This is a genomic window from Microbacterium sp., from assembly GCF_031180975.1.
In the GTDB taxonomy this organism is placed as follows: Bacteria; Actinomycetota; Actinomycetes; order Actinomycetales; family Microbacteriaceae; genus Microbacterium.
On record NZ_JAPSLI010000007.1, the window covers coordinates 1 to 12,228 of the forward strand.

Here is a 12,228-nt window from a genome sequence, read left to right on the forward strand (position 1 = left end):
AAGAGCGCGTCGGGCCCGCACTCTACGACACCGGACTCGACGCCGGCGAGGGCCTCTGGCTCAGAACCGGGTGGGCAGGACGATCATGACACGCCCGACCCGTCCACACTTTCTTGCCGATAACCCTAACCCCGGGGTGCGCGATCGCCTCCCAAGACAGAACCCCCGCGATCCCAGTGTTTCCAGGGGATCGCGGGGGTTTCACTCTGGCGGTGACGGTGGGATTTGAACCCACGGTAGGGGGTTACCCTACACAACTTTTCGAGAGTTGCACCTTCGGCCGCTCGGACACGTCACCGCGGACAAGTTTACGGCACGCGGCCCGTGGGCGCGAATCGGCGCCGATCGGCCGATTCGCCGCGCGCCGCACGCGCGCACCGGCGAGGCCTCACCAGGCGCGAGCGACCTCCGCGTGCGTCCGCAGGATGCCCTCGGTCGTCCCCGCAGGCGCCCGACCGATGCCGCACTCCGTCGCCACCCCGAACTCGTCCACAACCCGGGATGCCGCGGCGATCCGCCGCTCCGCGCCCTCCGGCCCGTCCTCGCGATGCACCAGCCCCAGGTACAGCTCGCGCACCGGGGTCAGGTCGGCCAGCGGCGCGAAGTACGCCTGGTCGTCGCGGTCGATCGGCACCGGCAGGTGCAACCAGCTCAGCTCGCGCTCCGCCGCCGCGATCACCGCATTCGCGTAGCGCACCAGGTTTCCGGCATCCGCGGGTTCGGCGAAGTGCCGCTCCCCCGCATCGCCGTAGCAGAGGTGCACACCCACCTCGACGTCGGCCGGCACGGCATCCACCAGCTCGGCGAGGCGCGCGACGAGACCGTCGAAGGGGTCGCCGGGCCACCACGCGTCCATCACCCGTCCGTATCCGCTGGCGCGCTCGATGATGCCCATCTCGCTGGCGACGTCCCACTGCACGGCCAGATCGTGGTGCGGGATGCCGGTCAGGATCTCTTCCAACTCGCGCCGCATCGCCGCCGCGTACACCGGCTCGATCGCGGCGCGGTCGTCGCCGCTGAAGAACGACGAGACCACGGCGACGGGCGTCGGCAGCGACACCTGGAACCGCACGCCCTCACCGATCACGCCCTCGTCGCGGAGGCGACGGAAGATCGCGTACGACTCGAGCGCCGCGGCGGCGTAGCCCAGCGGCGGGAGCTGGATGCCGGCGGCATCCGTCCCCTCGGCGATGCGCAGCGGCCGCGCGTCCAGCCCGGCGCCGAACGGGATCGGTTGGTCGCCGACGCGCTCCAAGCCCTCGGCCTCGCCGAGCACGTCGGGCTGGAACATGATCCAATGGAACCGCGTGCCCACCTCGCCGTCGGGGATGCGCCGCAGCAACCCGCCGAGCATCTCGGCGGCGACGCGCATCGTCTTCTCGACGTCGTCGTAGTTCACACTTCCCACCAGCAGGGCACCGCGCGGTTCACTCACCCGATAAGCCTAGCCGCGGCGCCGGCTGGCTGCCGGCCCGTAGGATCGCTGGAGAAACGGATGCCGGAACGGAGACCGCGATGGGCTTCCTCACCTGTGCCGCCCTGGCCGAGACGGGCTACGTCGTGCTCGACCGCCACGATCAGCAGGCCGACCCGGTCGAGTGGACCGACCTGGAGTACGTCGGCTGGCGCTCCTCCGGCATCACGCGCTTCGCACCGCTGGCGAGCTACGCCGGCGAGATCGAGTGCAACGGGTTCTGGAACCACACTCCCCCGCGCGCCGACCGCGACGGCGTGTGGATCCCGTCCCAGGTCGAGAAGGCCCCGACCCTGGTGCGGCGGGCCCTCGAACCGGGTGCGAACGTGGGCCGCTGCCGCGTGATCGAGCTTCAGCCGAACACCTACGCCGACGCGATCTACAACCTGCATCAGGACGACAACAACCGGCTCAACGAAGACGGCTCCGGATGGGTGGTGCGCGCCTGGTTCAACCTCACCGACGACCCCGACTCGCTTCTCCTGCTGCGCTCCGACCGGTTCGATCCGGCCACCGAGGTGCGGCTGCCGCTGCACGCGGGTTCGCGGATCATCGTCGACACCCAGCGCTTCTGGCATGCCGTCTGGCATCAGGGCCCCGCGCCGCGCTACTCGCTCATCACCTCGTGGACATCCGGCCCTGAGCTCGACGCGTACATCGCGGTGAACCACGGCGACCCGCATCCGGCATCCGTGTCGCTGCCCGCCGCGCTGGTCGAGCAGGCGCAGGCCGAGATGCACCGCCGGATCGAGGAGCGCCGCCGGCTGTTCGAGGCGCAGGGCATCGTGATGGAGCCCCCGGCGCCGTTGAGCTGAGCCCTCGCGGCGGCACACTCCGTCGGAGATGTGGCGCGTATGGTCGCGCGGCGCAATGGATGTGGCGCGAATGGTCGCGTCCGGCTCGGCGAGGCGGCAATGTGCGCCACATCGACCGGCGCGCGTCAGGTCGCACGCCCTCCGGCGAGGTGCACGACCCGGTCGACCGTGCCCTCCGGCGGCTCGACGTGCGAGATGAGCAGCACCGCCTGATCGCCGACGGCTCCGAGCAGGTCCCGCAGCAGCGCGTCCGACGCCTCGGGGTCGACCCCCGCGGTCGGCTCGTCGAGCACCAGCACCGGGAAGCCGCGCAGCAGCGCCCGCGCGAGCGCGAGCCGCTGCGCCTGCCCGCCCGACACCAGCGCGCCGCGGTCGCCGACTCTGGCACCCAGCCCGCCGCGCTCGCGCACCCAGCCGCCCAGCCCGACCCGGTCGAGCACCGCGAGCAGTTCGTCGTCGCTCGCGGTGTCCTTCGCGAACAGCAGATTCTGCCGGATGTCCTCGTCGAACAGCTGCGGATGCTGCTCGCACAGCCCCACGGTGCGCCGCAGCGCGGGGCCGGACAGCGCAACGGCATCCGTCCCGCCGATCTCGTACGAACCGTCGACGCGGAGGAAGCCGACCAGCGCCGCCGCGAGCGAGCTCTTCCCCGCGCCGCTCGAGCCGGTCACGAGCACCCGCTCGCCAGGATGCAGATCGAGATCGACGCCGCGCAGTGCCGGCGCTCCCCCCGGCCACGACGCCCGTACGTCGCGCAGACGGAGGGGGCCGGATGCCGGGGCGTCGGCGCCTGCGTCGGAGCGCAGCTCGTCCGGCATCCGGGCGGGGAGGACGTCGACGATCCGCTGCGCGCTCGCCCGCACGCTCCGCCAGGACGCCGCGGCGAGCGGCAGCGCGCCGAACACCTCGAACACGGCCATCGGCAGCAGCACGGCGACGACCAGCCAGGGCGCGTCAATCCCGCCCGTTGCGAGATCTGCGGATGCCGCCACGAGCGCCCAGACCGACGCCAGGCCCGCCATCGCCGAGACGACGCCGGCCGCCGCGGCCTGCGCGAGGGACGCCCTGGTGAGAGTGCGGCGCAGAGCGGCGTCAGCCTGAGTCACCCGTTCACGTGCGGCGGGTTCGGCGCCGTAGGCGAGAAGCACCTCGAGGCCGCCCAGCCAGTCGACCAGCGACGCGGCCAGTTCGCCGCGATGAGCGGTGATCGCGCGCTCGGCGCGGGCGCCGAGGATCCAGCCGAGGCCGATGGCCGCCGCGGCCGCGAGGAGGAGGCAGGTCCCGACGGCGAGCGCGGCGGGCGGGGTGAAGGTCGCCAGGAAGGCGACGGCGCCGACCGCGACGAGAGCCGACACCGCGAGCGGCTGTACCACCCGCAGCGGAAGGTTCTGCAGGTTCTCCACGTCGTCGACGAGGATGGCGAGCACCTTGCCGCGATCCGTGCCGCCGAGTCCGGCCGGCGAGAGCGGGATCAGGCGGCGCACCAGGTCGGCCCGCAGCGGCGCGAGGCGCCCGAGCGCGGCGTCGTGCCCGGTCAAGCGCTCCAGATAGCGGGTGACCGCGCGCGACACGGCGAAGAAGCGCACCCCGACGACGGCGACCGACAGCGGCACGAGCGAGTCCACGATCGAGGCCTTCACGATCAGCCAGCCGCTCACGGCGAGGAGGGCGACCGCGGATGCCGCCGACAGCGCTCCCCACACGAGGCCGGGCACGAACCGGCGCACGGGTGGGTGCGCGAGACGCAGGAGCGAGCGGACGGATGCCGGGGACGAGGCGACGGCCTGGGTCGCTGAGCCCGTCGAAGCGACATGCCTGGACCCTTCGACAAGCTCAGGGACCCAGCCAAGAACACTCCCATCCTGGGCCGCTGAACCTGTCGAAGCGACATGCCTGGACCCTTCGACAAGCTCAGGGACCCGGCTGTCAACAGCCGATGCAGGCCCGGCACCGACGGTGACGACATGGTCGGCGATCCGCCGGGCGGAGCGGCGGTGCGACACGAGGAGGATCGTCGCTCCGGCATCCGCTCGCGCGCGCAGCGCATCCCACAGCCGCGCCTCGGTTTCGGCATCGAGCGCGCTGGACGGCTCGTCCAGCATCAGCACCCGACGCGGGTCCGCCGCGTGCCGGTACAGCGCACGCGCGACGGCGACGCGCTGCGCCTGTCCGCCCGACAGCCCGCTGCCCTGTACGCCGAGCCGTTGTGCGGGGTCCAGGTCGCTGGCGCACGCGGCATGCAGCGCGTCCCGCACCGCGTCCGGGTCCGGCGAGGGATCTCCGAGGGCGACGTTCTCGGCGATGGTGCCGCGCATCAGTCCGGGCTGCTGTCCGGCCCAGGCGCCCCAGTCTGCCGGGTCGAGGCCGCGCACGTCGACGCCGTCGACGCGCGCCTCCCCGTCGAACGGCGCCGCTCCGCGCAGCGCCGCCAGCAGACTGGACTTCCCGGCCCCGCTCGGGCCCTCGATCAGCGTGATCGTGCCGGCATCGGCCCGGAACGAGACCGGCCGCAGCGCTCGCACGCGCAGGTCCTGCACCACCACCCGGCCGCCGACCGTTCGTAACTCAGGAACACCGGGCGCCTCAGCCCCGGAAACCCCGCTTCCCGCCGCCAGCAAGCCGGTTCTTCCTGAATTGCGAACAGCCCGGGCCCGGTCCAACACCGGGAGCACGCGCGCGGTCACCGTTCGTAATTCAGGAACACCGGGCGCCTCAGCCCCGGGAACCCCGCTTCCCGCCTCCGAAGCCTCAGTTCTTCCTGAGTTGTGAACGCCGCGCGCCTCGTCCAAGACGGCGAACACGTCCTCCGTAGCTGCGACACCCTCCGCGGCGGCGTGGAACTGCACGCCCACCTGCCGGATCGGCAGGAACGCCTCTGGTGCCAGCAGCAGCACGAACAGCCCGACCTCCAGGCTGAGTTCGCCCGACAGCAGCCGGAACCCGACGGCCACGGCGATCAGCGCGACCGCCAGCGACGACAGCAGCTCCATCGCGAACCCGGACAGGAACGAGAACCGCAGCACCGTCATGGTCTCGCGGCGGTACTCCTCCGCGGTCTGCTCGATCCGCTCGGCGGCGCGCTGCTCACGGCCGAACAGTCGCAGCGTCGACAGTCCCTGCACGGTGTCGACGAACCGTGCGGCCAGCCGCTGCAACGTGCGCCACTGCCGGCGCTGCACGGTGCGGGTGGCCATCCCGATGAGCGCCAGGAACAGCGGGATCAGCGGCAGCGTCACCGCTGCGGTCAGGCCGCTCGGCCAGTCCTGCCACCACATCACGGCGATCAGCACCGGTGTCGCGATCACGGTCAGCACCAGCTGCGGGACATACCGGGCGAAGTAGGCGTCGAGCGCGTCGAGTCCGTGGCCGGCTGTCACCGCCAGCTCAGCACGGTTGCGCCGTGCCAGCCAGTCCGGGCCGAGACGGGTTATCGCCGTGATCAGCGCCGTCCGCAGTTGCGAGCCCGTCGTCGCCGCGGCGCGCGCACCCGCGGCATCCGACAGCGCGATCAGCGCACCCCGCAGCAGCGCCAGCCCGACCAGCGCGAGCAGCGCACCGGACACGTCCCGTCGTGCGATGACGCCGGTGATGGCATCCGTCAGCAACCACGCGAACCCGATCGTCACCGCCGTCTGCACCAGCCCGATCAGAGCGGATGCCGCGAGGAACCCGCGCGCTGCGCGCGCGTACCGCAGCAGACGGGGGTCGACGGGTTTCATGGCTGTCCTTGCGACGGCGCTAGTGCACCGGCGCGGCCTCGATCGAGGCGCGCGTGACGCGTTTGCGGAAGACCCAGTACGTCCACGCCTGGTAGGCGAGGATCAGGGGCATGGCGATCACGGCGGTCCAGGTCATGATCTGGAGTGTGTACGGCGTGCTGGAGGCGTTGGCGATCGTGAGGCTGTTCGCATCGGCGAGCGTGGACGGCAGGACGTAGGGGAACAGCGCCGCGAACAGCATCACCACGACCGACAGCACCGACGCGGCTCCGGCGGCGAAGGCCCAGCCGTCCCGTGACCGCGCCGAGAGCATGACGGCCGCCAGGAGCAGCAGCGCGGCAAGAGCACCGGTGCCCACCACACCGGCGAACAGCGGCGCGCTGCGCCCCGCGGCGATCCCCACCGTCCAGGCCACAGACACCCCGGCAACCAGGATCGTGGGCACGGCGGCGACGCGCACCAGCATCCTGGCATCCTGCCGCACGCGGCCGTCGGCCTTCAGCGCGACGAAGCAGGCGCCGTGCAGGAAGAACAGCAGCAGCGTCGCCACCCCGACCAGCAGCGCGTACGGGTTGAGCAGCGAGAGCAGACCGCCGACGAAGACGTGCGAGGCGTCCAGCGCGACGCCCTGCACGATGTTGCCGAACGCGACGCCCCACAGCAGTGCGGGCACGGCGGATCCGATGACGATCATCCGGTCGAAGCGGCGCCGCCACGCGGCATCCTCGCGCTGGTGCCGGTACTCGAACGACACCCCGCGCAGGATCAGCGCGAGCAGGATCACCAGCAGCGGCAGGTAGAAGCCGCTGAACAGCGAGGCGTACCACTCCGGGAACGACGCGAACAGCACCGCGCCCGCGACGATCACCCACGTCTCGTTGAGGTCCCACACCGGGCCGATGGTGTTGATCACCTGGCGGCGCGAGACGTCGTCACGGCCGAGGAACGGCAGGGTCATGCCGACGCCGAAGTCGAACCCGTCGAGCACGAAGTAGCCGACGAAGAAGAACGCGACGATCCAGAACCAGAGGGTGGCGAGGTCCATTTTCGATTCCCTTCTCAGCCGCTCAATACACCACTGACGGCACCTGGGAGGTGCTGTGATCGGGGTGCTCCGCGGTGTCGGGGCCCTTCTGGGCGGCCCGGACGATGAGGCGCACCTCGACCACGGCGAGCGCGGCATAGATGGCGGTGAAGGCGATCAGCGAGATCAGCACCTCGAGGCCGGAGACTCCGGGGGAGACGCCGTCCTGGGTGGTCATGAGGCTGAACACGATCCAGGGCTGGCGTCCCATCTCGGTGAACACCCACCCGACGATGTTCGCGCCGAGGGCGAGCGGGAACGACCAGATCGCGGCCTTCCACATCCACGGCGCCGGCTGCTTCTTCGCGCCGCGGCGGGTGACCCACAGTCCGGCCAGCGCGATGAACGCGTGCAGCATGCCGAGGCCGATCATCCACCGGAACGCCCAGTAGGTGACCCACAGCACCGGGGTGAACTCGGTGAGGCCGGTCGCCTCGCCGTACCGCTCCGCGTACTCGGCGTTCAGGTCGTTGATGCCGTGCACGCAGCCGTCCAGGCTGTGGTTCGACAGCACCGACAGCAGGTACGGCACGCGGATGCTGAACAGCTCGGTCTTCCCGTCGGGCGTGCCGAGCGTGAAGAGGCTGAAGGCGGCGTCCTTTCCGCAGACGGTGTTGAACGTCGCCTCCGCCGCCGCCATCTTCATCGGCTGTGTGGCGTACATCGCGAGGCCCAGCTGATCGCCGGTCAATGCGACACCGGCCGCGCAGACGAGCATCGCCCACAGGCCGAACTTCAGAGCCGGGCGCAGGGTGTCGATGTGCTGCCCGCGCGACAGGTGCCAGGCCGAGACCGAGATGATGACACCTGCCGCGAACATGAACGCCCCGAAGATCGTGTGCGGGAACGCGGCGAGCGCGACCGGGTTGGTGAGCAGCGCGCCGATGTCGACGAGCTCGGCGCGTTCGGTGACCGGGTTGTACTCGTAGCCGACCGGGTTCTGCATGAAAGAGTTGGCGGCGATGATGAAGTACGCCGACAGGATGCTGCCCAGCGAGACGCACCAGATGGTGGCGAGGTGCAGCTTCTGCGGCAGCTTGTCCCAGCCGAAGATCCACAGCCCGATGAAGGTCGCCTCGAAGAAGAACGCCAGCAGGCCCTCGAACGCGAGCGGCGCGCCGAACACGTCGCCGACGAAGCGCGAGTAGTCCGACCAGTTCATGCCGAACTGGAACTCCTGGACGATGCCGGTGACCACGCCCATGGCGAAGTTGATCAGGAAGATCTTCCCGAAGAACCGGGTGAGATGCAGGTACTGCACCTTCCCGGTGCGCACCCACGCGGTCTGGAACAGAGCGGATGCCGTCGCCATGCCGATCGTCAGCGGCACGAACAGGTAGTGGTAGACGGTCGTCAGACCGAACTGCCACCGGGACAGCACCAGGGGGTCAAGCCATTCCATGCGCGACTCCTCGCTCTCGATCGGGGGAGTGCGACGCTGCAGTCCGTCGGCCTTGCTTCCATCATCCCAGCGGCCGGATGCCGGAAACCCCCGGTGGCGATAGGAATCCCGGATGCCGTCGATAGCGGCGGCGCATGGACGGCGCGGCGGCGGTGTCGGACGGCGCGGGTACCCTGAGGGCATGGCCACCCGTCGACCCGCTCCGCCCGCTTTCGTCTGCACGGAGTGCGGCTGGACAACGGCCAAGTGGGTGGGTCGCTGCGGCGAGTGCCAGCAGTGGGGCACGGTGCAGGAACAGGCCGCAAAGACCGGGCTGGTGCGGCAGACGGATGCCGTCGCGCCGGCCGCCGGCCGCACCGCGCGGCCCATCACGCAGATCACCACCGCCGACGCGCCGCGGCGCACGAGCGGGGTCGGTGAGTTCGATCGGGTGCTGGGCGGCGGGATCGTCCCCGGCGCAGCGATCCTGCTCAGCGGCGAACCGGGGGTCGGCAAGTCGACGCTGTTGCTGGAGGTGGCCGCGGCCACCGCCCGATCCGGACGACGCGTGCTGTACGCCAGTGCCGAGGAGTCGCCTGCGCAGGTGCGCCTGCGCGCCGAGCGTACCGGCGCGCTGCACGACGAGCTGTATCTGGCGAGCGAGACCGACCTCGCCACGATCCTGGGCCACATCGACGAGGTGCGTCCCGACCTGGTGATCGTCGACTCCGTGCAGACGGTGGCGTCCGGACTGGTCGAGGGTGCCGCCGGGCAGCCCAGTCAGGTGCGCGAGGTGGCGGCGACTCTCATCCGGATCGCCAAGGAGCGCGACCTGCCGATCGTGATCGTCGGGCACGTCACGAAAGACGGCCAGGTGGCTGGGCCGCGAGTGCTGGAGCATCTCGTCGACGTGGTGTGCCACTTCGAGGGCGACCGGCAGACCGCGCTGCGGTTCATCCGCGCGCTGAAGAACCGGTTCGGTCCGACCGACGAGGTGGGCTGCTTCGAGATGACCGGCGCCGGCATCGCCGAGGTGCCCGACCCGAGCGGGCTGTTCCTCTCGCAGGGCGCCGCCGAGCCGGGCACGTGCGTGGCTATCGCGCTCGAGGGCCGTCGTGCGATGCCGGTCGAGGTGCAGGCCCTGGCGATCGAGGCGCACGCGCCGAACCCGCGGCGCGTGGTGCACGGACTGGACTCATCACGGGTGGCGATGGTGCTGGCGATCCTCGAGCGCCGCGCCGGCATCGCGACCTCCAAGCTCGACGTGTACGTGTCCACGGTCGGCGGGGTGCGGTTCACCGAGCCGGCCGCCGACCTCGCCATCGCGATCGCCGTCGCCGGTGCGGTGCGGCAGGTGTCGGTGCCGCGTACGGTCGCCGCCGTCGGCGAGCTGTCACTGGCCGGAGAGATCCGTCCAGTGACACAGGCCGCGCAACGGCGTCAGGAGGCGGCGCGCCTCGGCTATCAGCAGGTGGTCGACGATCGCTCCAGGACGCTGCGCGCGGCCCTGACGGATGTGCGTTCGCGCGCGACCGCCCGCCGCCGCGAGGACGAGATCCCCGCCTTCTGATCCCGTGGGGTCGGCGGCTGGGTCCCTGAGCTCGTCGAAGGGCCCCAGCCTGAACCGAACGCCCCCATGCCTGGGTGCTTCGACAGGCTCAGCAACCCAGGCACTGGCGCCCCAGCCCGTCGCTTCGACAGGTTCAGCGACCCAGGAACGAAGCGCCCCGGCACGCCGTGGCTTCGCCGGACTCAAGGCCCGAGGAAACGGACCGCCGACTGTCAGGCGTCGAGCGCCTTCAGCAACTCGTCGGGCGCCGCCTGCATGGGGTGCGGTCCGGCGATGTCCAGGAAAACGGTCGTGATCGTGTCGCGGTGCGTGGTGAGGAACGCCCGCAGCCAGGCGGGCGAGTAGATGCCGACGCCCGGTGGCAGATTCGCGGGCTTGTGCTTGGCGTCGCTGAACAGCAGCAGAGCGACGTCCCCGGTCTTCGGGTCGCGGTACGTCCACACCTCACCGCCGTCGAGGGGGTTGTCGCGCGAGCCGGGCTTGATCAGCGGCACGACGGTGTTGCCATGGCGCAGCGCCAGCGCGACGGCCGCGACGTCCTGCTTCGCGAGTGCCTGTGCCAGGGCTTCGGACCGAAAGTCCTCAGGTGCCGGCCGCTTCGCTCCGGCCTTCTTCTTCGCCATGGCTCCAGCTTATGATGGGGCCCTCTCGAGTCCTCCATTGGGGACTGGGGTACTCGAGAGGGCCCTCCAGTTCTCGGAGCGGCGAATGTCGAAGCGCTGGGGACGCTGGATCGACACCACTGGGGATGGCTGCGCCGCGTATTCGGAGAACCGACTTCTATGGTATCCCAAACCCGGACCGATGTCTGCACCCCCTTGACAACGAGCGAACTCTCTCATCGCAGGATGAACTGCTTCGACTCCGCACTCTTGAAACCGCCGATCTCGACGGCGACGTGATACGAGGCGCCGCCACCGGGTGCCCGCGGGCGGTCCTTCTGCTGGCAGGTGTCGACGGATGAGCGGGTGCGGTCCCACACGACGGGGGTGACGCTCTTCACCGACGTCCCGGCCTTGAGCGTGACGATCAGGTCGCTCGGGTCCTCCTGGCAGTCGGTCGAACGCCACCACACGTCCGACCCGCTCGATACAGCGAACTTCTGCGTGCTGGAACCGACGTTGATGGTGCAGTCCCGGCCGCCCTTGTTCACCAGCTCGATCGACAGCTTCGGCAGCGCGTCGGGGGCATACGCATCGGCGTCTGTCAGAGCGCGCACTTCGACATCCGTCGCCTCGCACGCCACGATGCGCGGGGTCGCGGATGCCGTGGGGCTCGGCGACCCGGCATCCGTCTTCTCCGGCGTCGACGACGTCGGCGCCGCACCCGCCCCCGCGGACGGCCGCGGCGTCGAATCGGATGCCGCCCACGGCTGCGCCACCGCCAGCCAGATCCCGCCGGCCAGCATGGCGATCACGACGAGCAGTCCGGTGAAGACGACCAGCCTGCGGCGACGGTAGACGGCTGCGGACTGACGGGGCATGCTTCCAGGTTAGAGGTGCTTGAGCATGCGGGTGTTTCCGAGGGTGTTCGGCTTGACGTGCGCGAGGTCGAGGAACTCCTCCACGCCCGCGTCGCCGCTGCGCAGCAGCTGCGAGTACACATCGGCGTCGACGATCTGCTCGCCGATCGGCTCGAATCCGCGTCGCGCGAAGAACTCCGTCTCGAAGGTGAGGCAGAACAGCCGCGACAGACCGAGACGCCGGGCCTTCTCCTCGAGCTCTTCGACGATGGCGCGCCCGATGCCGTGGTGCAGCCAGTCCTCCCGCACGAGCAGGGTGCGGATCTCGCCGAGGTCCTCCCACATCACGTGCAGGGCGCCGCACCCGATCAGCTCTCCGGAGGCTTCGGCGACGACGAACTCCTGTACCGCTCCGTAGAGCACGGCGAGATCCTTGCCGAGCAGGATGCGCCGGTCGACGAGCGGTTCCAGGAGGCGGTGGATGCCGGGGATGTCGGCGCTGCGCGCCGGCCGCACGTTGAACTCGCTCACCCCACCAGCGTATGCGGCGATGCCCCACCGGCTGGAAACCCGGACCATCGTGCGCGCCGCCGGCGTGTCGGCGCCCGGCACGCCGGCGTGCGGCGCACCCATCCGGGTTTTCGCACCGCGCACCCCCGGGCACGGCATCCCGCGCCCGGCATACGCAGAGAGCGGATGCCGTGGCATCCGCTCTCTGTGAGG

9 protein-coding genes and 1 tRNA gene are annotated in these 12,228 nt (G+C 70.7%); 2 read left to right on the forward strand and 8 right to left on the reverse strand.

The window, feature by feature from the left end; genetic code table 11:
* Positions 1 to 207: 207 nt before the first annotated feature.
* Positions 208 to 298: transfer RNA gene (locus tag RIF65_RS10665), tRNA-Ser, on the reverse strand.
* Positions 299 to 388: 90 nt separating this feature from the next.
* Positions 389 to 1,435, reverse strand: a complete 1,047-nt coding sequence (locus RIF65_RS10670) for a hypothetical protein (RefSeq protein ID WP_309065522.1) — start codon at positions 1,433 to 1,435, stop codon at positions 389 to 391.
* Between the two features lie 80 nt (positions 1,436 to 1,515).
* Between RIF65_RS10670 and RIF65_RS10675 the strand changes: the two genes are divergently transcribed.
* Positions 1,516 to 2,289 (forward strand): hypothetical protein, encoded by a 774-nt coding sequence (locus tag RIF65_RS10675; RefSeq protein WP_309065523.1) that lies wholly within the window; start codon positions 1,516 to 1,518, stop codon positions 2,287 to 2,289.
* Between the two features lie 125 nt (positions 2,290 to 2,414).
* Here RIF65_RS10675 and cydD read toward each other — a convergent pair whose 3' ends face one another.
* Genes cydD through RIF65_RS10695 form a run of 3 tightly spaced genes read right to left on the reverse strand, consistent with a single transcriptional unit; the run spans position 2,415 to position 8,494 of the window.
* On the reverse strand, positions 2,415 to 6,008 hold the full coding sequence (gene cydD, locus RIF65_RS15160; RefSeq protein ID WP_441338853.1) for a thiol reductant ABC exporter subunit CydD: 3,594 nt from the start codon (positions 6,006 to 6,008) through the stop codon (positions 2,415 to 2,417).
* Positions 6,009 to 6,027: 19 nt separating this feature from the next.
* Positions 6,028 to 7,053 carry a cytochrome d ubiquinol oxidase subunit II gene (gene cydB, locus RIF65_RS10690; protein ID WP_309065524.1) on the reverse strand — a complete coding sequence of 342 codons (1,026 nt, stop codon included), beginning with the start codon at positions 7,051 to 7,053 and terminating at the stop codon, positions 6,028 to 6,030.
* Between the two features lie 22 nt (positions 7,054 to 7,075).
* On the reverse strand, positions 7,076 to 8,494 hold the full coding sequence (locus tag RIF65_RS10695) for a cytochrome ubiquinol oxidase subunit I (protein WP_309065525.1): 1,419 nt from the start codon (positions 8,492 to 8,494) through the stop codon (positions 7,076 to 7,078).
* Positions 8,495 to 8,675: 181 nt separating this feature from the next.
* On the opposite strand from RIF65_RS10695, the gene radA reads away from it, so the two are divergent.
* Positions 8,676 to 10,043: a DNA repair protein RadA gene (gene radA / locus RIF65_RS10700; protein WP_309065526.1), complete on the forward strand. Its 1,368-nt coding sequence runs from the start codon at positions 8,676 to 8,678 to the stop codon at positions 10,041 to 10,043.
* A gap of 212 nt (positions 10,044 to 10,255) precedes the next feature.
* On the opposite strand, the gene RIF65_RS10705 is transcribed toward radA, so the two are convergent.
* From RIF65_RS10705 to RIF65_RS10715, 3 genes are all read right to left on the reverse strand, one after another.
* Positions 10,256 to 10,666, reverse strand: a complete 411-nt coding sequence (locus tag RIF65_RS10705) for a dehydrogenase (RefSeq protein WP_309065527.1) — start codon at positions 10,664 to 10,666, stop codon at positions 10,256 to 10,258.
* Between the two features lie 215 nt (positions 10,667 to 10,881).
* Entirely contained in the window at positions 10,882 to 11,526 is a 645-nt protein-coding gene (locus RIF65_RS10710) for a hypothetical protein (protein WP_309065528.1), read from the reverse strand.
* A gap of 9 nt (positions 11,527 to 11,535) precedes the next feature.
* Positions 11,536 to 12,036 carry an amino-acid N-acetyltransferase gene (locus RIF65_RS10715; protein WP_309065529.1) on the reverse strand — a complete coding sequence of 167 codons (501 nt, stop codon included), beginning with the start codon at positions 12,034 to 12,036 and terminating at the stop codon, positions 11,536 to 11,538.
* Positions 12,037 to 12,228 lie beyond the last annotated feature (192 nt).